Source organism: Alistipes indistinctus YIT 12060 (genome assembly GCF_025144995.1).
Lineage (GTDB): Bacteria > Bacteroidota > Bacteroidia > Bacteroidales > Rikenellaceae > Alistipes_A > Alistipes_A indistinctus.
Map to the genome: position 1 here is coordinate 339256 of NZ_CP102250.1, position 22440 is coordinate 361695.

A 22440-nucleotide genomic window follows, 5' to 3' on the forward strand; every position below is an offset into this window, starting at 1 on the left:
GAGAATCTGCACGCGATATTGCGTGCGCTGTACGACCAGATGATGCCGTTGTGCGACAAACTGACGGGCATCGCCTCGGGAATTGCCGGCCTCGGAGCCCTGCTATACATATCTTACCGTGTCTGGCAGTCGCTCGCCCGGGCTGAACCGATCGATATGTTTCCTCTGTTAAGACCCTTTGCCATCGGTCTGTGCATCCTTTTTTTTCAGTCACTCGTGCTCGGCGGCATGAACGGAATACTCAGCCCCATTGTAACGGGAACCCATTTGATTTTAGAGGAACAAACCCTGAACATGAATCAGCTCCAACAGGACAAGGACCAACTCGAACGGGACAATTTGGCCCGCGACCCGAAAAAGGCATATCTCGTTTCGGACGAAGCGATGGATAAAGAGATCGACGCATTGGGCTGGTCGCCGGATCAGCTGACCACGATCGAGACCATGTACGAAAAGCGGGGGGCTTATCTTTTCAGGGGATTAATCGTCGATTTTTTCCGGTGGCTGCTTGAATTCGTGTTCAAAGTTGCAGCGCTGATCATCGATACGATTCGTGTGTTCTATCTGGTTGTTTTGTCGATTTTAGGACCTATCGTATTTGCAATTAGCGTATTCGACGGGTTTCAGAGTTCTTTGGTCACTTGGTTTGGACGCTACATCTCCGTCTACCTGTGGTTGCCGGTGGCCGACCTGTTCAGCTCGATGCTTGCCCGGATTCAGGTGTTGTCCCTGCAAAAGGATATTGAATTGATGAGTTCCGATCCTTTCTATTATTTTGACAGCAACAACATGGTCTATTTATTTTTCTTGGCGATCGGCATTGTCGGATTTTTTTCGGTTCCGTCGGTAGCCGGGTGGATCGTCCAGACGAGCGGCATGGGTGCCTACACGCGCAAGCTGAACCAGCACGGGGGCAAGATCGTGAATTTCGCTGCGGGGGTCACTGGGGCTGCTTTAGGAGCGGGCTACCGTAAAATTCGATCGGCTATGAAAAAGAAACAGTCAAAGAATAAGTAAAGAAAAATGAAAGAATTCAAGTGTTTGAGAAACATCGAGAGCAGTTTCCGTCAGATCCGGTTGTTCGGGATCGTCTTCCTGTGCCTTTGCGCCGTCGTGTCGGTTTTTGCGGTATGAAGGTCGTTCAGCTTCGCCGAGCGGCAGCGCGAGAAAATCTATGTGCTCGATCAGGGCAAGTCGCTGATCGTGGCCTTGTCTCAGGACCTTGCTCAGAATCGTCCTGTGGAGGCACGCGAGCATGTCCGGCGTTTTCACGAGCTTTTCTTCACGCTTGCTCCCGAGAAAAGCGCGATCGAGTCGAACATCATGCGGGCACTCGCTTTGGCCGATCGAAGCGCGATGACCTATTACAAGAATCTCGCTGAAAAAGGATATTTCAATCGGCTGATCGCGGCCAACATTCTGCAAACGGTCGAAGTGGACAGCATTCAGGTCGATTTCGCACGGTATCCTTACCGCGTGAAAACTTTTGCCCGGCAGGCTATACTCAGGGAGAGCACGATCACCGAGCGGAGTCTGGTGACGACCTGCGATTTGGTCAATACGGTCCGTAGCGATGACAATCCACAGGGTTTCATGCTGGAGAATCTGAACGTAATCGAAAATAAAGATTTGAAAAGTTATGAGAGATAATCATTTCTTCAAGGTATGCCGTGCGTTGCGCGACCATACGCTGAACAAAGTGCAAGCGTATTTCGAGCGATGGACTCCCCGTCAGCGCAAGTTCATTGTGATCGGCCTGCTGGGCCTTTTTGCGGCAGTCGATCTTTGGCTGATCGCCAAAGGATTCTCCGGAGGCGGTATCGTTATCGAACATATTGAAACTATTGAACCGTAGGACTATGCCGGAAATGACAGAAACCAAAGAGCGGACGATGCCGTCTTCCGATGGCGGCCAATCCCGGCAACCGCTGTCGAAAAAATCCCAGAAGCGCAGGACAGTCTATGCTATTGTTGTTATGCTGATTCCCTTTTCGGTGTTCATGTATATGATTTTCGGAGGTAAAAAGCAAGAACCCCAACCGGACAATGTGGACGGTTATAATGTAACGGTGCCCGATGGCCGTAGCAAACCGATCGTGGCCGACAAGCGACGGGCGTATGAAAAGGTACAGCAAGAATCCCGGCAGGACCAGCGGGTACAAACCGTTGCGAAGAACCCGTTTCTGTTGCTCGAGGGCGGAAAAAGCGAGCAGCCGAAACCGGATGATGAGACGAATAACTACGAGAAGTCGCAGGCTGCTTACCGGGAGGCTACGCGCCATGTGCATGACTTTTACAAGCAGCCCGATCAGGGACGGCAGATCGACTCGCTCAAGCGGCAAGTGGCCGATTTGACCGAACGACTTGAATCCCGGCAGGTCCCTGCGAAGATCGATCCGCTGGAAATGGTCGAGCGATCCTATGAGCTTGCTTCGAGGTATATGGGACGTGCGGCGGAAATTCCGCAGGGTTCCGGGACGAACGGTCAAGAGGCAGCTTCCGGGACGGCGGTCGTTTGCAAGGTTCCCGATCAGGTCGTATCAGCATTGCCTCAGCCTGTTGACGACTCAGAGGTGGTTGAACGGCTTGCGGTTCCGCGAAACTATTCATTTAACACTGCGGTCGGAAGTTCCCGTGAGGTGGTCCATAAGGGCATCCGTGCCTGTGTGGCGGAGGATCAGCAGATGGCGGGCGGAGGACGTATAAAATTACGGCTGCTCGAACCGATGTCGGCCGACGGCATACTGATTCCCGCGAATGCGGAGGTATTCGGCACGGCTGCGATCAACGGGCAACGCATGAGCATTATCGTAACGAGCATCGAGCGGGGGGGCAGCATCATTCCGGTCGAGCTCACGGTACATGATCTGGACGGCCAGCCGGGACTTTTCGTGCCGAACACGGCTGAACGGACCGCGATGAAGGAGGCGGCGGCCAGCGTCGGAAGCGGTCTCGGATCGAGCGTGTCCTTCACGCGGAGCGCCGGACAGCAGGTGGCAATGGATGTGGCGCGGGGCGTGATGACGGGCGGAACACAGTATTTGGCCGCGAAACTGCGTGAAACGAAAGTATTTGTTAAGGCGAATTATCAACTATTGCTGATTCCCAAAGATTAAACCGATGAAAAAATTATTGATTCTTGCGGCGGGGCTTGCCCTGTCGCTGCGGGGATTCTCCCAAAACGAACCCGTTAAATCTTTCCCTGACAAGCAGGTGGTCAGACCCTACCGCGTGGAGGTCACATTCACCAAGACCGTGCATATTCTCTTTCCCGCTGCGGTCACGTATGTGGATTTGGGCAGTACGGATCTGATCGCAGGCAAGGCCGACGGAGCCGAGAATGTCGTCCGTATCAAAGCGGCTGTCCGGAACTTTTCCGGCGAGACGAATTTCTCTGTCATCACGGCGGACGGATGCTTTTACAGTTTCAATGCGACTTATTCTGCCGAGCCGGGACAGCTCAACATCGAGATGGAGGACTGGCTTCACAAAGACCCGTACAGCGATTTTGCCAATGACCGCATGTATATCCGTCTCGACGAACTGGGCAATGAAACGCCGCTGGTGGTCAACCGTATCATGCATACGATCTATGAGCGGAACGCCCGTGAAATCCGCACCGTCGGCAGCAAGCATTTCGGTGTGCAAGCATGGCTCAAGGGTGTGTACATTCACAACGACCTGATGTTTTTGCATACGTCGTTTAGAAATTTCACCCGCGTACCGTTTGACATCGATTTTATCCGTTTTCGAATCGCGGACAAAAATGTGGCCAAGCGAACGGCCCTTCAGGAGACGTTCATTAAGCCGGTACGAGTATATAACGAACTGGCGCGCATCGGTGCGAAAAAAACCGTGCGGAGCGTGTATGCGTTCGGCAAAATCACCATACCGGACGACAAAGTGCTGGTAATGGAGATATATGAGAGCAACGGGGGACGCCACCAGTCCTTTCGCATCGAAAACCCGGAACTGGTGAATGCCCGTTTTGTGGACGAACTTAAAATCAAATAACCGATGAAAAGGATTGTCGTATTATCGCTGCTCGTTCTGCTCTCGGCAGCGGGAAACGCCAGCGCCCAGCGCTGTTTGCCGGGGCAATGGTCGATCGAGCTCGCCGGAGGTTCGGTGGACGGATTCATTCTCAGCGACGAGCACGCAGCGCACAGCATTTTCGGCCGGATAGTCCTGAACCGGTACAACCACAACCAGACACGCTGGGCGTTCGGATTGGGGTATCTTCAAAAGGACTATCCTTATAAGACGGTCAATTTGCCGATGGCCCAATTTACGGGTGAGGTCGGGTATGTCGTTCCGCTGTTCTCGAACAGAAAGCGCAGCTTGGTATGTTCCTCCGGACTCTCGGCGGCGGGAGGCTACGAAACGACCGGCTGAGGGAATAAGCTGCTTTTTGACGGCGCGACGATCCGCAATGAGGACGAATTCATTTACGGGCCGGTTCTTTCCGCCGAACTCGAAATGTTTCCTTGTGATCGGTTTGCTGTATCGTTGCAAATCCGGGAACGCTGTCTTTTCGGCAGCACGGTCGGAAAGTTCCACACCGAACTCGGCATAAGCATTAAAATACTAATCAACTAATATGGAAACAGTTATCAAGGCAGTAGCGATCTGCGGCTTAGTCGCGGGCGCATTATGGATGCTTTCGTCCTGCAACGATCGGATCGATGTTCAGAAAGATTATGAGTTCAGCTTGTCGACCTGGTATTTGCAAAAAACGATCAAACAGGACGAGCCGGTCGAGATTCGCTTCACTCTTGAGCGGGCCGGTAACTATGACGGTGCCGAGTATTCGGTCGGCTACATACAGATGGAAGGAAAAGGCGTTGTGTACGACGAGGCGGGGACCCTGCTTACCAACCGCGAAATGCACGCGCTCGACGATATGGCGAACGTGGATCATTCCCATCCGTTCAAAGATGTTTTCACGCTGTTTTACCGGAGCGTAAGCGACAAAAAATCCGAATTGAAATTTATCGTGATGGATAATTTCGGACAACACACGGATATAACCGTCAATTTTGAGATAGAGAAATAAGATGAGATTTTGGTCTTGCTGATTATAATTTTGCGCAAGATACATTGAGGTTCGCAACAGTTTGTTGTGAACCTCTTTCATTGTGATCTTGGATACAAGTATTTTATAAGCCCATTAGCTAATACAAAAACAAAATCTTTATGTCATCAAATATGTACAAATTTTGTTAAATTTACATTCGTTGAAAGAATCAGTAGTCATTCATTACATCCTTGTTTTATGCGCGAAAAGGTACGATCGCTCTTAACAAATGATTTTGAGAAACACTTATACGAGGCATGTCTTGCCAATCTGGATGATGTGAACAATGTTTTGCGATACAATAACTTTGCCTTCAGTATAAGAGAACTGTCGAGGCATTTTCTTAAAACGCTGGCACCGGATGAAAATGTAAAAAGGTGTAGTTGGTTTAAGGAAGAAACTCCGAATGGGAATCTATCGAGAGGCCAAAGGATAATTTATGCAGTTCAGCGAGGATTGACCGATAAAATCCTCGAGGACATGGGATATGATCTTGATGAACTCAACATTTTTAAGCGAGAAATGCTCGAAACAGTTAATTCCTTAAGCAAATATACTCACATAGAACCGGAAACATTTGGAATGGATGCGGTTGAGGTTGAGCGAAGAAGCAATAAGGTTCTTTCTGTTTTTGCCACAATGGTCAAAATGATGGACGGATGTCGCAAAAAGTTATATGATTTTTTAGATACTCGCATATCAAATCATGTGCTAAGCGATGCTATCACGCAATCGTTCGATAATATTGATTGTCTTGCTCCGCATTATTCATTGGAAGATATTTATGTAGAAGATTATAAAATAACGGATATTGACTATGAACACATTTCTGTTGACGTTACAGGAAAGATAGACGTTGTTTTAGAATACGGGTCAAGGTACGAACGGGAGAATGATGATGGCATGGATGTCAATAAATCGTTTCCCTTTGAAACAACAGTGACATACACGATCGGTTCTGATTTCCCGAATGACGACTACGAGGTAAAGCCGTTTGATGGGGACACCTCTGAGTGGTGGCAAGTTAGTGAACAGGATGAAGAAACCATGATATGGCAAATGAAAAGGGAAAGTTTAGAGGGAAATCCCGGATCAGATTTCCCTTCAGAATAGCGCAACAAGCTGATAATTCTACTTATTGCACTTTTTCATTATGGGATGATGTAACGATTAGGCAATGATTTGAATCGCAGTTTTATGCGTTGACATTCATATGGACAAATACAACACAAAAAAATTGTCACAATAAAACGCCTAAAAACCCTAAAGATTCAAAGTTTACGATAATAGTAAAAGTATCCTGTTTATCATTCTATCAAGGCTATTGCTATTCTGACGGGCTGCATTTATATCCCATTTAGAAGAAACAAAAGGAATAACAACAGGATTATATTCAGGTCCTTTAGCCGCTCCCTTCCTAGGCAAAAGTTGATTCTTTATAGTCGAATTTGAGCACGTTTGAAGAATTCTATGTGTAAAATCATAGCTAGACTTAATACCAAAATTCATTTCAGTACAATAATTTCTTCCTCCTTGTTTTGTTGGGAAAGGCATAGGTATTGCATCGATATCAACACAAAAGTAGTTTGCAAAACCGACTCTGTCTGCCATTAACCATGCTTCTGCTTCATCCACAGCAATGTTAATTACAAACTCACGATTAGGAGTTGTACCTTTCATTAGTTTCTTTAACAAGCAAGGTGCACATGAAGCGTCATCCAAATCAGTTAACAAAATCACAGGAAAAGTTAGTGATAATTTATTGTAAGAAATTATAGCATCCTTAATCTTCCCTCCTCTCACAGGAAATTCAGCAATTACATTTATATTAACATGCTTAATTTCTGCACAAAATCTTAATACTCTATGCAGTATTTCGATAGTAACAGCATCTTCTCCTACTAAATACACATTAAACATTTAGATGTCCAATTTAAGTTGAGACATTTCCTTGACAGTTTTAGGGGCAGTAAATGGGATTGCTGCTTCAGCAATCGTAAAACCTGCGTCAACCGCTGCTTTTATTTCTTGAATATCCGATATCCGTTTTATTGTTGTTCCCTCAGGAGTGTTATGGAGGACTAGTACTTCATCTGTTCCGATGCTGGAATTAGCTAACATATCATAACTATGTGTAGTTATGATTACTTGTCGGGATAGTTTTTTTATCCGCTGAATACGTGATATAAATTCAGGCAATTGCGTTATAATTCCTGCATGAAGATTGATTTCGGGTTCTTCTAGCAAAATAACACCATTAAAATCCAACAACGCAAATAGAAAACCAATTAAACGTAATGTTCCATCTGAGAATTGTGCTTCTTGCTGCTTGCTGCCCATGGCTCGCCAATGGACATATCGCGCTTCAAGATGAGGAACACCCATTTTATCTTTTACAAATTTCAATTCTTCTAATTGAGGGACTGCCAACTTCAAAAACTCATTTATTTTCCTAAAATAAGCATTCCTCTTAGTTTCATTATAAGTTGCTAATTTTTCCAAAAAATTACGCCCATAATAATCCTCTTTATGGCTAGATGAGATTGCAGAATATGATTCTCGAACAAATTGAGGTATTATATTTAGATATTCAATATTTTGAAAAAAATATTGAATATCTCGAAAATTTTTATTGGCAGTAACCTGTTCTAGATAGGTAAATTTTAAAGTTTCTTCGTCTTCAGAACCTTGGATAGGCCTATCCAAGATCCATTGACCTTTTTCCCGTGAATATACACGTTCTTCAAGTATTTTAACTTGATTCTTCCGAATGCCACCACCTGTATGAGCAAAACTCAATTTATATATCCATACTGGAGATTTATCACCCGGCTCACCCAAATGTACTTCGATTGAAATATTTGTTTTATTTCTCGCAGCTAAACAACGTATTTTTGTTATACCTCCACGGAGGTCGACAGCTTCTTGCAAACCGCCTGATTGTTTTGCAATATCCCTCAAAAAACGCAATGCATCAATGAAATTTGACTTTCCTGCGGCATTGGCACCTATGATAAAACAACGTTCTGTTAGATTGACATCAACATCATGAAAATTTTTCCAGTTGAATAATTGTATTCTTTGTATAATCATCTGTTGTGTGGTTTTATGAAGAATCATTGTAAAGTTAGAACTTTGTTATGAAAATCAAAAATTATACTAGTTAAACTTTTTTTTTAACATCGTTTGCCTAAGTCTAATTTATCATGTTTTGTCTAGTAGGATGATTAATAGATTCTTAATACAATATAGATTAAAGGTATACATTGTGCTTTAACTTTTATTATATGGAGGTTTTCTTCATTTTACCCTTATTATGGCTTGTTTCCACGATTATCCCGTAATCTATCCATTTTCACAATGCTTTGAGCATTTTCACCAGAGCCTAACAGGTGATGAAAATTACCGATTCCGAATTCCTGTTTTCCTCGAAAGTAAAAAAATAACTGTTGGGTTCTCGGACAAGTTGTCATCGCACTAATGTCACGCAGTGAGCATTGCGTTTTGTTAAAGCATGATTCCTCTGTCTTATGTGGTTGATTGAAAAAACAAGAGGACTGAGACAGTCCTCTTGTTGAATGCAGCTATTTTCAGGCTGCCGGTTGGTCCTTAATAGATGTTCCGGTTGCGAATCCGGTATCTTGAGGGGGTGTTGGCATTGATGTTTCGAACGGATCGTCATCCTCCGGTTCCATTTCGATCAGAATCTGTTGCCAGTCATCCAGTTCCTGCATCGGATCGGATTCGGGAATTTCATCCGGTATGTTTTCCGATGTCGTTTCGGCAGGGTTTTCTTCTGATTCTGGCGATGGTGTCGGTTCATTCGGAGCGGGTTGCTGTTCGTCTGATACAGGTGTTTCTGTATCCGTCCGGTCATTTCCCGATGCAGAATCCAACAACGATTCGGATACGTTTTCCGGACTGATTTCCGCCAGTTTCGCTTGGATCGTATCGTGCCGTTTTTCGTACATTTCCATGTATTTTTGTTTGATCTCGATAAATTGATCCGGATAAAACGTTTGGGCGAATTCTTCGAGTAGCGCATATCTCGGAGAATCGGGATCTGCCACGCTGAGAGCTGACATCAGAAAAACCCGTTTAATAAGTATTTTTCGCCGGGCATTCAGCTTGTTCATGACGGCTATCTTGTCCTCGTCTCCGGCTTTCTCGCTGAGACGTTTGAGACCGAGAGTCGGGATAAACTTTGTATGAATGCTGTCCAGCATGGCCAAGTAGAGGTATTTTTCCTCCGTTTCCGTAATGTCCGTTACGGGAACTTTTTGCTCTTGAAACAACTTGACCGTGTTTTTGATAATATTTCCGCGAGAAAGTTCCAGATTGTGTTCGTCTTGTTTTTTGAGGGTCGCTATCGGATTTTCGGTTTGTGTGCCGCTTTTTTCCATATTCTCGTACACATACATGAAATCCTTGTCACGGATCAACAGATAGCGTTTCAGCTTTCCGACCGACAACTTTTCCGCGATTTCAGCAGAATCGCTTTCGAAAGTCTGGAGAGCCGCCTGATGTTGGGCTTGTGCCGCGTCGTATTCTTCAGGAGTTCCGTACATATTTGGCAGTGGCACTTTCGGCTGCATCGGAGCATTGAAATACCGGTCGGAATAGTCGATTTTGTGTATTTCGACATCGCTCTTTCTGAGCCATTCGGCCACCTCCTTATTGAAAACGAGAGCCCGGGTGGCTACGGACAGCAGCGGATCGGCTTCGATCTCGGCCAAAATCGTTTCGAACAGGTGAATGTTGACTTTAGTCAATAGACATTCCCGATTGAGGCATCGGGCGCAGTTATCGGCGCAACCGAACAGGTCCATTTGACGCCCGGCGTTGTAATTGCAAGTGGCACATGCAGTTTTGTCGAATGCGTAGTTATCCAAGACCATCGAATAGGTCTCGATCATTTTTTTGGCAAATTCGGCTTTCTTGAGCGGTCGCCAACTACCCTTCGCGCAATTCGCTTTCAGATGATTTTCATACACATCCATCTGAATCGCTTCATCATACTTGCAAAGCTCGAGTGCCATCGAGATTGTAATGGCTTCGTCGTCGAACAAATCCCGTAGTTCTGTTATCAGGTCCAGCAGCAGAATACGGTTGCGGACGAATGTCACGCTGACTCCGAACTGATCGGCCACTATTGCAATCTCTTTGTTCTCGTCGTAAACCATTTTACGAAAAGCATCCGCAAGTTCGAATTCCGAAATATCGACCCGATGGAGATTTTCGAGCAGAGCGAGTGCTTCGATCTCATCGTCAGGCATTTCCCTGATGAATGCGGGTATCGTGCTTTTCCCGGCAATCATCGAAGCCCTCGTACGCCTCTCGCCATGGACGAGCATAAAACGTGTCTCTCCGGTCTCCCCGTTTTTGACCGGATGGACGAGCACGGGTTGAATCACACCGTGGCGTTCGATCGTTGCGGCCAGTTGGAGCAATTCCTCGTCGCCAAAATACTTGCGCGGATTGTTCGGATTCGGATCGATCAGTTCCAATGGAATTTCATAACAAGGGGTACTATCCATTCGTCTCTCGGTTTGGGGATTGACAGTCGTAATGGGTACAGGAAGCATAGCTACCGTTTCGTTCTGTTTTGCCTTCATTTTTTTCTTTTTAATTGGTTAATAATGGTTTCAGAGTTTTTTTGAATTATCTGCAAGAATTCGTCGTGCGATTCTCATTTTCAAATCGTGCTCGACCGACGTTAGTTTGTCACGGAAACAATCGTCCAAAGGGAGTTCAGCCTTCGTTTCACCGAGTGCTTTCAGCAGTTTTTCGAGTGTTTTAACATTATTTTCCATACGATTAAAAAAGATTAATGCCGTACCTCTTGTGGGGTACGGCAGTTATTGTGTTAAAAGGATTTATGGATATATAGAGTCTATATCAATAGAATTTCACATAGCCGATTGTCGATAATCAATTTATTACAAACGACTTACTAGATATTTCAAGGTCATTTTATATTCTGTAAAAGTTGTTGCAGGAACAACAACAGGTGCGGGGCCTCCGGCTTCAAAATCTTTTCGGGGAAAATCACCCGAGCGAAGCGAGCGGTTCGATTTTCCCTGAAAAGTTTTGAGAGGAGAAAAGCCCCGTGCCTAACTTGTTCCTGCAAAATAACTTTACGGTATTCCGAAAGATTTAATCGGATTACTCGCCTGATAAGGGCATATTCGGTATCTTACTCAATGTCCTTAACAGCTTACGCCGCTTGAGCCTTTCTGCCAGAACAGCCACATCATAAGCCTTGTACAGATAGTGACCGTTAACCTGTGCGGTGGCTTTCACCCATTTCCGTTTGCGACAGTCTGTCAGTTGTTCCGGTTTCATTCCCAGCAATTCGCAGACTTCGCCGGCTGAAAGCATCAGATAGACTTGTTTTAAGGTGCATACATACTCCAACACGAGTATCATGTAGTTGGCGCGATAGCATTTTTTTAGTAGTTGCGTGACCGATTCCCGTTTCATCAGCACATACTCATTGTTGTCTTGTTCCTGTTCCATATTTGAAATTTTAGTTAAGTGAGAGTGCCATTTTTTCTATTGGCAGGTGACATTCAGATTTTGTTTGCTTCTCCTGATTGTTTTTTAAGGAATTCCCGGACTTCCGCTTCCCAATACATGCGTCTGTTATCCAATAGAAACCCTTTGAGTGCACCGCGTTCCCGATAGCGACGGACTTGTCTTTCTCCCATTCGGAGCATGTCACAGACTTCGGCAAATTCTAATATCCGCTGGCCGTCGATTGTGTTGTGACCGGATTTAATATCACGCACATCCTGCTGGATGACGTGCAAAATGTCTATTATTTGGTTCAGGGTCTCCTGGGTATTGTCCGTGCTGGTTTCCATAAATTTTTGAGATTGACACAGCGCAAAGATGAGCGAGGGCAATAAAAAAAGCGGACCACTTGTCAGGCAAGTGGTCCGCTTTTTTTATGACCGGAAAGCTATCCATCCATTTCATCCATTTTCCCGATCAGCTTTTCATACAAATTCTTGATGAACGGTGCTCGCTCTTTTTTCCGCAGTCTGGCTTTGGAGAAAATATGGTATATACTGTTGATTTCGATGCCGAATGTTCGGCCTAAGAAAACGGCAAGATCATGAATTGTGACCTTGCCGTTGTCGAAACAGTTGCAGTAAAAGAGAGCATAGATCAGCTCGACTAAATCCCTGGCTGATGCTGTCCAATGAAACGGGAAAGAATTGTCGGTGTTATGGAATCCTATTTCCCCCAACGGAGGTGTGTAATGAGGGGAGTTTGCCAAAATGTCAATCTCAATATCCAACAGGGACAGCACATAGTCCGCATTGGGATAGGGCGTTTTTTTTTACGAAGTACCGAATGTGATTCTGTACTTGTCGGAGTAACCGCATTCTCTCCAGATAATCGGATTCCCGGTGGTAAAACGCCTGAATACGCATGTTGAACATTTCGTCGATGTTTGATAATCCACAACCTTTAAGGCACATTCCATACGCTGTTTGGTCATCACCCTGCTGAAACAAGTCAAATTTCGAATCCATAATTGAAAGCATTTAGGTTAATATTAAATATTGGGATTTAGATATACCGATGCTCTCGGAAAATATGTATATGGTTTATTGAGTAAGTAAGGTGATTTTAGTTAATAAAAATATTAAATGTTTCACAGTTTCAATATGTCAATGCAATATAATTAGATGTGTGAATACAAAAAGACGGATAGAATTTTTATCCGTCTTTTTGATTCCGTTGTTTTAAGATTTATTTCTCCGGCTTTGTTCTTCGATTGTTTTAATTTAACCTTTTTTTATCCAGTCATTTAATTCATCGGGATCAAAACGTAATGAATGACCTGCTTTATGATAAGGAATCCGGCCGGCAGATACCATGTTGTAAATGTGACCTTTACAGAAACCGGTAATTTCACACGCTGATTCGATTTTCACAAATTGTTGTCAACCAGTAGAATGTGGTAAATGATGGTTTTCTACGGTTTGGATTTTATCGTGTTCATCCAATACCTCCCGAATCCATTGCTTGAAATACGGGGCTAACAAATTCAATAATTCATTCATAGTTCTTTATTTTATGAGGTTCGCAAGCATTATTGCAGCATCCTTTTTTTGATCTGTGGTGAAATCGCCTAAATATTTCTCTGTAGTGGTAATAGAGGTGTGACCGAATCCCTTTTGGATAAAAGTCGTTGATAAACCTCTACGCATGAGAGTTGTTGCCCATGTATGCCGAGCAACCATCGTTGTGATCTGTGCTGTAATTCCTAACTTTTTTGCTATATCCTGCATCCTGTCATTTATTACACGGATATACCGTTTTCGCGTATCAAACTGTTCTTTGGGGGTTTGTTTCTGATTGAAAATGTCGAAAACATAGTTATCCGGTCTACGATCTTGATTTCCCCATTCATCCACGATATTCTGAATTGCGGATGAATGATAAATATGAATAGTCATCCGTTGTTTTGTAGTCGATGCGGTTTTTTGACGAACATAATCAAGAAATCCATTATTAAATTGTTCATATTTGAGATTGAACGCATCAACGGCATTCATGCCATTGCAAAAGAAACAGAATCGCCATAATGCAAAGGCTTTGGCCTCACTTTCCCATGTCGGTTGATAATTCAATATCTTTATGAGGTCTTTTTCATCCAATGCCCGCTTATTATCCTCTGGGGAAGGAATAATATACTTTTCTTCGTCGTCGTCACTTTTACCGAAAGGGAATTGCTTTTTTAGAATTAGCTTTGCTCTGATTGCCCTTTTGTATATGTGTCTTAAACACCGCATATAAAGCGCAACAGTAGATATTGAATATTTGTGAGAGAGCATAAAGTGCTCAAGTTCTTTAAGGAATTGATATGTTATATCTCCGTATTTTAGGATTTTATGTCTTTTTTTCAGGCAAATCATAGCATCTTTATAGATGCCTGCTGTTCCGAATTTTCCTAAATCATTGCTTTCATCAATTTTATTTTGAAATCCATTATAAACGTCTTGCTGGTTCTTGACTGATTCGGCTTTGTCTCCCAGATACAATTTCTCAAATTTATCGAACGAAAAATTGTCGCTTATTGTTTCGATTATTCTATCAGACTCATTTTCAATTTCTTTTAACTGGCTTTTCAGTAATTTAATTTTTGGAATTTTACTCTTTTTTAAAGACTGACTCAATTCCCATTCTTCTTTGGTTGCGCGGAAAGATGTTTTATACTTCCTTTTGACGTAATTGTGATAGACAACTAAAATGATAGGATAAGTATGGTCTTTCTGCCTCTCATATCTCAAATCCATACGGACATAAGATGTGGCTGTATATGTATTGTTGTCAGGCATGATCTTTCCAAATTAAAACGGTAAAGGATAATACACTGTCGCAACACAGATAAATAGTTAATAAATAACTATTTATTGTACATATACATAACGTATTAAGGGGCGAATTTGGTCTATTTTCCATATCTGAAAATGAACCAAAAATTTGCCCCAAAATTTGCCCCAAAATCTGATGAAATTGGCGATACTGGGGTGAGTTACCATGAAATAGTTGGCCTTTTGATTTTTTCATAACTGATTGATTTGTTAATATTTAACATCAATTATGAAAAGTGCTGAAGACTATTAATCTTTTTCGGGAGTTGGAGGTCCCGGGTTCGAATCCCGGTACCCCGACAGATTTACAATCAGATTTTAAGGCCCTTGCCTCCCGAGCAAGGGCCTTTTTATGCCTAAACAATAAATCCTGATCTGTTTTATCTGCAGAAATAAATGGATTTATTGGCAATAATCGGATTTTTATTAAAGAGGAGTTCACTTTTATTGAGGCTCGTACCTTTAATCAATGGATGCTGAAAGCCCCGTCCACCAGCAGTGCATGACCGTCAACGAAACTTGCCTGGGGGCCGCACAGCCAAAGTACCGCATTGGCAATTTCCTCAGGCTTGCCGAGGCGTCCGGCAGGAATGTCGCGCACCAGTTCTGCTTCCAGTTGGGGATTGCGGCTCATCAGTTCCTCGGCCATCGGGGTGCGGATAACGCCCGGACATACGGCATTAATACGGATATGCTTTGCTGCATAGTCGATGGCAGCGGTGCGTGTCAGCCCGATGACGGCATGCTTGCAGGCGATGTAAGCAGCCTGCCCCGGAAAGCCCGTCACGCCACCTTGTGAGGAGGTGTTGACGATGGCTCCGCCACCCTGGCGCAGCATCTGGAGGATTTCGTAACGCATACAGTTCCATACGCCTTTCAAGTCGACCGCTACCGTGCGGTCAAATTCGTCGTCGGTGATTTCCGCCATCGGACGTTGGGGCGTTTGGATGCCGGCATTGTTCAATGCGGCATCCAAATGTCCGTAAGTCGCTGCAATCCATTCTATCATTTCTTTCACGGTCCGCGTATTCGACACGTCGCAACCGTAAAACACGGCCTTGTATCCTTGGGCCACCAAACTTTCAATCTGGCTCCGCGGCTCTTTAATGTCCGCCAAGACTGTGATGTACCCGGCCTTTGCAAAGGCTTCGGCGCAGGCGAGGCCGATACCCATTGCGGAACCGGTCACTAATGCTACTTTTTCTGTACTTGTTGTCATGCTGATTTGGTTTAAACGATAACATAAAATCGTTTACAAAAGTAGCTGATTGGCTACAGCGGGGAGATACCTGAATTACGGAGATTTGTATCACATTTACGGATTTGCTGTTGACAATCGTTTATGAACGAACAGATACCGAGGTATTCGGAGGGTGCTTCGCTGTTCCGGGCAAAATACCGGATCGCATCAATGCGGTCTCACTTGGTGCGGTTGCCTTCTAATACATTTGCAAGCGAATTTCAGGGTGCGTTTCGAGTAAAAGAATTGAATTGTTATGGTCAACCACCCTTGATTCTTTAGACAGAAGTTTTTATTTTTATAGCACAAAAGGTAATACAGTATAGCACTTGAAGTACCTGGTGGTAAGCTATGCCTGTATATTTACCTGTATATTCAAGGGGGGTGTGGGGCGTCAGGCACGTTTGAAAAACCACCGACCTGATTTTAGTGATGCCTGTGTAATTATTGGGTTGCTTCAGATGTCCGATTTATAAAGTGTAACGCATGAAAATAAAACTGACTGCTTTTTTCTTTTTTTTGATGTTCGGGAGTAGCCTTTCGTCACAGGCCCAGAACGGGTCTGTGACCCTTTCGGGCCGAATTACCAACTCAGACGGGGTTGCTGTCGATTATGCGACTGTATTGTTGAAGTCGGCTTCCGATACGTTGAAGGTCTATGGCGGAATCTCCGACGAACAGGGACGTTTTATCTTGAAAGTTCCTGCAGGCGACTATTTATTTCAGACATCATTTCTGGGTTACAGTCCTTTGTTCAAGCAGATTACCTTGGTGTCTTCCCAAGATATGGGGAATCTTGTTATGACTCCTGTTTCGACGGAGCTGGATGCGGTGGTGGTACGTGCCCGAATGGTGAAACGTGAGGCGGACCGGTTTGTGGTCAACGTAGGTAATTCGCCTGTCGCGGCCGGGCAAACGGCAAAGGAGATGCTCGATCTTTCGCCCACGGTTTGGATCGATGAGGAAAGAGGAATTTCGCTCAATGGCAAAGAGAATGTCCAGGTCTATGTGAATGAACGGATCGTTCGGGAATCGGGCGAAGAACTGATCAAGTATCTTTATTCGATCCGTGCCGAAGATATCGTGCGTATCGAGGTAATCCCCGTCGGAGGCGTCGAACACGAAGCCAGCGCCCAAGGCGGAATTATCAAGCTCACCCTGCGTAAACAGCGTGATGACGGTCTCGAAGGTTCGCTAAGGATGCGTTACGGCACCCGGTTGAACGACAATCCCCAACAATACATCCAGCCTTCGCTCAGCATTAACTACCGTCTTGCCAAATTCAGCCTGTATACCGATATAACCGAAAATCGGAACAAATACTACGGGTACGGTATTGCCCGGCGGATTAACAAAAATGGATACAGTTTCGAATCTAACTGGCGGCAGTCCAGCCTGAAAGACAGCCCTACCCTGCGTGTGGGAACTATTTATGATATCAGTCCGCGGCACAGCATAGGGGTGGAGGCTAATTTAGCGGGGTATTTTCCCGAGAAGGAACGCAGCAGTGTTGTCGACACGGTGTTCTATAACGGGGTGTTGCAGGGAACCATCGAAAGTGACTATAACTACCTAAACAAGCATAAGAACTGGAATTTGTCGGCCAACTACATCGCCCGGTTCGACACGGTAGGCTCCACTTTCAAGTTGCTGTTTGACTATGTCCGCACCCATCCGCATACCGGAGGATATGTCGAGGTGGATCATATCATTCCGGGGGATGCATATACGTACCGTAGCAACAACGAATCGCAGAACGACCTCTACTCGGTGACAGGAGATTTCGATATCCGGGCCGGCGACAATGCTCGGGTGAAAACCGGATTCAAATACATATTCAGTCAGGTAGACAGTTGGATGAAGTACGAGGACCTTGTCGGGGATATTTGGGTGGTGCGTCCCGACCAGACTTACGACATGGTCTATGACGAGCATATCTCGGCGGCTTATGGCAGGTACACTTATACGTTCGGCAGCAAGATCAGTGTGGGTGTCGGACTACGGGTCGAACACACATATGCCATGCCTGCTGCTACAGGTGTCAACAATATCGAGCGGCAGAACTATTTTAGCTTTTTCCCGCAAGCGGATCTGATTCTGCCGTTGGGAGACTCCCACCAGTTGATTTTCAACTATGCCCGTAAGATACGTCGTCCGAGTTTCTGGTTGTTGATCCCTTTGCGCCGACCGATTAGCGAGACAGAGGTTGCGGTGGGAAATCCCAAACTCAAGCCGAGTTTTTCGCATGAATTCTCGCTCAATTGGGTGATCCGGCAAAAATATACGGTTACGGCCGGGGCTTATTTGATGAACGATGTATGGGTGTCAACTCCGCGTGTGGACCCCGATGACCCGATGAGTCTGATCCGTACGCCGGAAAACCAGAACAGCAGTAGCATGTGGTACGTGTCAGCGGCAGTTCCGGTACAGGTGACACCTTGGTGGAGTTTCAACGCTAATCTGGTCGGAACACTCGCTTGGTATCACATTGACCAGTACCGCAAGAGTAATCACCGACTTACAGGAAACCTGATCAATACGTTTACCCTTCGGGAAGGAACTTCGCTGATGCTGAGTGCTTACGGTCATACCCGCAACCGGTACGAATACACGCAGTATGCCGGAGCCTATTACATCAATGCGGGTATAACCCAGCAGTTATTGAAAGGGGCGATGACTCTTAGCGCGCAGGTGAACAATATTTTTGATACGCGCAACTCTTGGCGGAGCGTTTATAACCCCTATTTTTTCGAAGAGTCTTTCTTTTGGGGACAACGCCCCATGTTTGTGGCCTCGGTGCAGTATAAGTTCAAAAATGGAAAAGAGTTTCGTGCCCGGCGGGTAGAATCCGATACCGATACTTCGCGCATTTCCGGGAGAGAGAACTAATTAAACGAGGTAAAGGGTGTCATTGCCTGTCGAGTGATTCGGTATGGGCAGAACTATTTTTTGCCGTCCGTTTCCTGTCGAGGTATTCCCTTTTGAACATGTTGACACACAGAATGAAGATCGCCAGCATCAGCGGCCCGAAAATCACGCCCATAAAACCGAACAGGGACAGGCCGATCACCACGCCGAAAATCGTAATCAGCGGATGAGTGTCGGCCATCTTCTTTTGCAGGACGAAGCGGATCAGGTTGTCGGACTGTGAAACGACGATCGAAGCGTAAATCGCTAACCCGATCGCATTCCCCCAACTGCCGCTGAGTGCGAGGTAAATCACGATCGGCACCCAGATAAGCATCGTGCCGACGATCGGGATAATCGTAGCGAAGCAGGTCAGCAGGCCGAACAACACTGCACTGGGCACGCCGAAAATCCAATACCCCACCAGTGCGACGAAACCCTGTATCAGGGCCAATAGCGGGATACCGATGGCGTTCGATTGGACGATCATTTTGATCTCATGCAGCACTTCCTGGGTATGTGCTTTGTTGAACGGCAGGATGTCGTCGAGATATGCCTCCATTTTTCGGCCGCCGACCAGCATGAAGTAGAGTACGAAAATCAACACGAAAATATTGACCGCAAAACCGCTGATCCATTCCATCAACAGTTGTCCGATCTTCGGAATCCATGCGGCCAGTTTGACGAGGTTATCGGTTACCAGCAGGTCGTAGCCGGTTTTCTCTTCGACCAACTGGGCGATGTGCTTGGCCGGTTCGATGATCGATCCGGGATCCAGGTTGATGCCTTGCAGCTTGTTGACCACGAGCCATACGACCAGCGACATCGGGATCAGGAAACAGAGGATCGATTCGCACAATACGATGGCTGCGGCCAGACCGCGCCGTATGTGGCGTTTTTCAGTCAGTGAGAACATCTGTTTGCGGACCAGGATATAAATGGTCAGTGCGCCGAGCAGACCGCCCAGAAAAGGCAGCAGCTTGACGAAAATGATCGTCCCCAGTCCGAGTATGATCACGACCAGCGAATAGCGCCAATACTGTTCTTTAACGCTCATGGTTATGTAGTTTGTCGCCCGGTTGCCGGATGTTATCCTCGCAGCGGACGGTTGCTTCTACCCGGTTTGTTAACCGGAAGTTTCCGTTTCATCGTCGGTTGCCTCTTTGCGGCGGGCTGACGCTTCCTTGTACTTGCCGATTACGGACCGGACCATATTGTAAGCGGTCATCGCCCATTCGACGGCCGAATAAAACTTTCCGGCCCCGGTCGTTACGCGTTCGACGACGTAACCGACGCTGAACATGCCTGTAATCCGGCGGTAGTCGTCGTTCAGGCGTTCTTCGACCCCGTCCAGTTCCCCGGCGATTCGCAGCCTTTCAGCACGCACATCGGCCAGTGTTTTGATCTGCCGGTAATTGACTCTACTTTTCATAGTCCGAATGTTTTTGGCTCATGTCATGCACCATACCGCTGAGCATCCTGACCGTCTGGTTGATGATGAGCTTTCGGCGCAGTGCGTAGACGATGATCGCGAATACGACGAACAGGCAGCCCATCAGCACGATCGCCAGCAGCATCGACCCCAGGGCAATGCCCAGCACCCAAGTGAGCGCGATGGCGAAGAATGTGGTCGCGATACCCAGCAGGACGATCAGGATGAAGACGCCGAACAACGAATTGAAGAAGGAGGACAGGTTGTCGATCAGGCTGAGGCGGAAGCTATCCACGCGTAGGGCAGCGTACTCCTTCAAGTCCTGTGCAGTCTGTCCGATCCTTCCTGGAGAAGTGTGGTTGTCCATACTTTTCGCAATTACTCCTGAGGTTCCTCTATGGCATTGATGGCTGCCAGTTTGGCATTCTGTATTTTCTGCTCCACGAGGTTTTTCGCGTCTTTTATCTTTTTCTCACCGTGTTTGATCTTGTCTCCGATTTTGTGACGCGTGTTTTTACCCGAATCGGGAGCCAGCAGCAACGCTGCAATCGCACCGACGGTCAGGCCGCCGAGGAAGGAAAATAAATTCTGATTTTTCATGATATTAATTTTTTAAGGTTGAAGAATGTTTGTTTTTATACCTTCTTGAATTTCATCTCGCTGGTGCTTATGCAAAAAACAAACCATGATCGGCGAAGTGCCCTATAAATTTTCCGTTTATTGTCCGGGAGGGCGTCGGGGCTTTGGGGGTGCTTCTGAAAAATGTTATATTTGTAGTGTTTTGAACCTAACCGATTAAATGAATGAAAAAAATCTGGTATCTCTGTACGTTGCTCAGCTTGTCGGCTCCATTGGCCCAGGCACAGCTCAATGCCCACCCCGAAGCCTACAAGATCGACAAGAAGGACATCAAACGCGCCCATGAATTGATCTCGACTCCGGTCAAACAACCGTTGGTGCTTCCCAATCCGAATCCCGACGCTCAATGGTTTCCCGATGCAAGTCTCGGGCTGTTCATGCACTGGGGCATTCACAGCGTAGTCGGCGCACAGCCTTCATGGGACATGATCGCCAATTACGAATGGGGCGGCAGGGTCTCTCCGCCCGATAAATATTACGCGTTGGCCGAACGCTTCAACCCTCGGGATTACGATCCGAACAAATATCTGAAGGCCGCCAAAGATGCGGGATTTACCTATGCCGTCCTGACTACGAAACACCACGACGGCTATGCGTTGTGGCCGTCGAAATACGGCATCGGCACGAAACAGTATATGAACGGCCGCGATTTGCTGAAGGAGTATGTAGATGCCTGCCGTGCGAACGGACTCAAAGTTGGCTTTTACTTCTCTCCGCGCGACTGGCACTATCCGGGGCTGATGCATCCCAACGAATTCGATGCGAAAACGTGGCGGGACCTGCCGCCCATCACCGACTCCACAGCGAATCAGCAGGCATACGAGCAATTCCTGGCTTTCGTCATGGCACAAATGGAAGAGCTGCTGACCCGCTACGGGAAAATCGACATGCTGTGGTTAGACGGGATGAACTGGCGCGGCGTTGCGGATATGCACACTGAGCAGGTTTATGCGTGGATCCGTTCCCTGCAACCCGGCATCCTGGTCAACGACCGTTGGGCGAATATTGTCAATCCTGACAATCCGCAGGGGAACGGTGTCAGCTTCGGTGATTTTACCACGCAGTTCGAATGTACGTTGCCTACTTACATCCCGTCGCGGTGGTGGGATCATTGCGACATCTGGACTTCCACCCCGGGTCCCGGTTGGGGCTATGATCCCAACGGCGCATTCCGCCCCCTTTCGTGGTTCTTCCGCCATTTGGCCGCCAGCCGCTCGCTGGGAGGCAATTTCCTGATCAATGCAGGCCCCAGCGGAGACGGCGATATGCATCCGAACTTTTACAAGCAAACCGACTCGATTGCCCGTTGGATGCAGCATAGCAAGGAATCGGTGATCGGTGCGGGTCCCACGCCCGGCGTTCAGCTCAGTAATGTGATGATTACTACGCGCGGTAACGACTGGTATTTGCACCTGCTTCCGGATTTTAAGAAAAAAGTTTCGGCCCGTACCGGCAAGCAACCCTCGGAACTGATCCTGCTGCGTACGGGCGAGCGGATTCCGTTCGATTACAACGACGGTTTCGTAACGTTCGTGCTCGATCCCTCCAAGCGTACCACTACGGACGACGTCGTCAAAGTGGTGATGTAATCACTGACAGGCCTAATTCAAGAAACCAAACCTAAAAAAGCCCGCAATCGCGGGCTTTTTTGATGCTGCTGTCGGACAATCCGTTGGTCAGATAATACATATTACTATGAAATAGGGTTTGTCAACGGTGCGGCGACTCTACCCTTTATTTATCAGTTAGTGCT

23 protein-coding genes and 2 pseudogenes are annotated in these 22440 nt (G+C 46.4%); 10 read left to right on the forward strand and 15 right to left on the reverse strand.

Annotated features, from left to right (window positions below):
• The first annotated feature begins 39 nt into the window (after nucleotides 1-39).
• The 8 genes and pseudogenes from traJ to NQ495_RS01645 all read left to right on the forward strand — a co-directional run bounded on the left by traJ (nucleotide 40) and on the right by NQ495_RS01645 (nucleotide 6190).
• Nucleotides 40-1017 (forward strand): conjugative transposon protein TraJ, encoded by a 978-nt coding sequence (gene traJ, locus NQ495_RS01610; protein WP_009134727.1) that lies wholly within the window; start codon nucleotides 40-42, stop codon nucleotides 1015-1017.
• A gap of 6 nt (nucleotides 1018-1023) precedes the next feature.
• Nucleotides 1024-1650 (forward strand): annotated as a pseudogene (traK, locus tag NQ495_RS01615) (conjugative transposon protein TraK).
• Nucleotides 1640-1855: a hypothetical protein gene (locus tag NQ495_RS01620; protein ID WP_009134724.1), complete on the forward strand. Its 216-nt coding sequence runs from the start codon at nucleotides 1640-1642 to the stop codon at nucleotides 1853-1855. The pseudogene traK and the gene NQ495_RS01620 overlap by 11 nt, the downstream one beginning before the upstream one ends.
• Nucleotides 1856-1859: 4 nt before the next feature.
• Nucleotides 1860-3116, forward strand: a complete 1257-nt coding sequence (gene traM, locus NQ495_RS01625; protein WP_009134723.1) for a conjugative transposon protein TraM — start codon at nucleotides 1860-1862, stop codon at nucleotides 3114-3116.
• 4 nt (nucleotides 3117-3120) lie between these two features.
• Nucleotides 3121-4014: a conjugative transposon protein TraN gene (gene traN / locus NQ495_RS01630; RefSeq protein WP_009134722.1), complete on the forward strand. Its 894-nt coding sequence runs from the start codon at nucleotides 3121-3123 to the stop codon at nucleotides 4012-4014.
• 3 nt (nucleotides 4015-4017) lie between these two features.
• Nucleotides 4018-4599, forward strand: a pseudogene (locus tag NQ495_RS01635) (conjugal transfer protein TraO).
• A gap of 1 nt (nucleotide 4600) precedes the next feature.
• Complete coding sequence (locus NQ495_RS01640; RefSeq protein WP_009134720.1) at nucleotides 4601-5056, forward strand: TraQ conjugal transfer family protein; 456 nt, start codon at nucleotides 4601-4603, stop codon at nucleotides 5054-5056.
• Between the two features lie 219 nt (nucleotides 5057-5275).
• Nucleotides 5276-6190: a pPIWI-associating nuclease domain-containing protein gene (locus NQ495_RS01645; RefSeq protein WP_009134719.1), complete on the forward strand. Its 915-nt coding sequence runs from the start codon at nucleotides 5276-5278 to the stop codon at nucleotides 6188-6190.
• A 165-nt stretch (nucleotides 6191-6355) separates the two neighbouring features.
• Here NQ495_RS01645 and NQ495_RS01650 read toward each other — a convergent pair whose 3' ends face one another.
• The 11 genes from NQ495_RS01650 to NQ495_RS01695 form a co-directional block, all read right to left on the reverse strand.
• Nucleotides 6356-6988: a hypothetical protein gene (locus tag NQ495_RS01650; protein ID WP_147513078.1), complete on the reverse strand. Its 633-nt coding sequence runs from the start codon at nucleotides 6986-6988 to the stop codon at nucleotides 6356-6358.
• 9 nt (nucleotides 6989-6997) lie between these two features.
• Nucleotides 6998-8170 (reverse strand): AAA family ATPase, encoded by a 1173-nt coding sequence (locus tag NQ495_RS01655; protein WP_040294743.1) that lies wholly within the window; start codon nucleotides 8168-8170, stop codon nucleotides 6998-7000.
• Nucleotides 8171-8667: 497 nt separating this feature from the next.
• Nucleotides 8668-10692, reverse strand: a complete 2025-nt coding sequence (locus NQ495_RS01660; protein ID WP_009134716.1) for a ParB/RepB/Spo0J family partition protein — start codon at nucleotides 10690-10692, stop codon at nucleotides 8668-8670.
• Between the two features lie 30 nt (nucleotides 10693-10722).
• Nucleotides 10723-10890: a hypothetical protein gene (locus NQ495_RS01665; RefSeq protein ID WP_157366544.1), complete on the reverse strand. Its 168-nt coding sequence runs from the start codon at nucleotides 10888-10890 to the stop codon at nucleotides 10723-10725.
• Between the two features lie 352 nt (nucleotides 10891-11242).
• Entirely contained in the window at nucleotides 11243-11596 is a 354-nt protein-coding gene (locus NQ495_RS01670) for a MerR family transcriptional regulator (protein WP_009134715.1), read from the reverse strand.
• Nucleotides 11597-11649: 53 nt separating this feature from the next.
• On the reverse strand, nucleotides 11650-11943 hold the full coding sequence (locus NQ495_RS01675; protein WP_009134714.1) for a helix-turn-helix domain-containing protein: 294 nt from the start codon (nucleotides 11941-11943) through the stop codon (nucleotides 11650-11652).
• Nucleotides 11944-12041: 98 nt separating this feature from the next.
• Nucleotides 12042-12395 (reverse strand): RteC domain-containing protein, encoded by a 354-nt coding sequence (locus tag NQ495_RS01680; RefSeq protein ID WP_083818345.1) that lies wholly within the window; start codon nucleotides 12393-12395, stop codon nucleotides 12042-12044.
• Between the two features lie 481 nt (nucleotides 12396-12876).
• The gene (locus NQ495_RS11795) at nucleotides 12877-12969 is read right to left on the reverse strand and encodes a helix-turn-helix domain-containing protein (protein WP_407650870.1); all 93 of its coding nucleotides are present in this window, start codon (nucleotides 12967-12969) and stop codon (nucleotides 12877-12879) included.
• Nucleotides 12970-13161: 192 nt separating this feature from the next.
• The gene (locus NQ495_RS01685; protein WP_009134712.1) at nucleotides 13162-14433 is read right to left on the reverse strand and encodes a tyrosine-type recombinase/integrase; all 1272 of its coding nucleotides are present in this window, start codon (nucleotides 14431-14433) and stop codon (nucleotides 13162-13164) included.
• Entirely contained in the window at nucleotides 14426-14665 is a 240-nt protein-coding gene (locus tag NQ495_RS01690; protein WP_147513077.1) for a hypothetical protein, read from the reverse strand. Before NQ495_RS01690 ends, NQ495_RS01685 begins: the two co-directional genes overlap by 8 nt.
• A gap of 270 nt (nucleotides 14666-14935) precedes the next feature.
• Complete coding sequence (locus tag NQ495_RS01695) at nucleotides 14936-15688, reverse strand: SDR family NAD(P)-dependent oxidoreductase (protein ID WP_040294591.1); 753 nt, start codon at nucleotides 15686-15688, stop codon at nucleotides 14936-14938.
• Between the two features lie 507 nt (nucleotides 15689-16195).
• Here NQ495_RS01695 and NQ495_RS01700 point away from each other — a divergent pair.
• Complete coding sequence (locus tag NQ495_RS01700; RefSeq protein WP_259801760.1) at nucleotides 16196-18598, forward strand: outer membrane beta-barrel family protein; 2403 nt, start codon at nucleotides 16196-16198, stop codon at nucleotides 18596-18598.
• 19 nt (nucleotides 18599-18617) lie between these two features.
• Here the strand turns inward: NQ495_RS01700 and NQ495_RS01705 are convergent, their stop codons facing one another.
• The 4 genes from NQ495_RS01705 to NQ495_RS01720 form a co-directional block, all read right to left on the reverse strand.
• Nucleotides 18618-19673 (reverse strand): AI-2E family transporter, encoded by a 1056-nt coding sequence (locus NQ495_RS01705; protein ID WP_009134708.1) that lies wholly within the window; start codon nucleotides 19671-19673, stop codon nucleotides 18618-18620.
• 69 nt (nucleotides 19674-19742) lie between these two features.
• Nucleotides 19743-20048 (reverse strand): hypothetical protein, encoded by a 306-nt coding sequence (locus tag NQ495_RS01710; RefSeq protein ID WP_009134707.1) that lies wholly within the window; start codon nucleotides 20046-20048, stop codon nucleotides 19743-19745.
• Nucleotides 20038-20415: a hypothetical protein gene (locus tag NQ495_RS01715; RefSeq protein ID WP_009134706.1), complete on the reverse strand. Its 378-nt coding sequence runs from the start codon at nucleotides 20413-20415 to the stop codon at nucleotides 20038-20040. The genes NQ495_RS01710 and NQ495_RS01715 overlap by 11 nt, the downstream gene beginning before the upstream one ends.
• Nucleotides 20416-20426: 11 nt before the next feature.
• A complete protein-coding gene (locus NQ495_RS01720) occupies nucleotides 20427-20648 on the reverse strand; it encodes a YtxH domain-containing protein (protein WP_009134705.1) in 222 nt (73 codons plus the stop codon).
• 203 nt (nucleotides 20649-20851) lie between these two features.
• Between NQ495_RS01720 and NQ495_RS01725 the strand changes: the two genes are divergently transcribed.
• Nucleotides 20852-22276, forward strand: coding sequence for an alpha-L-fucosidase (locus tag NQ495_RS01725; RefSeq protein WP_009134704.1), 1425 nt, complete (start codon nucleotides 20852-20854; stop codon nucleotides 22274-22276).
• Nucleotides 22277-22440 lie beyond the last annotated feature (164 nt).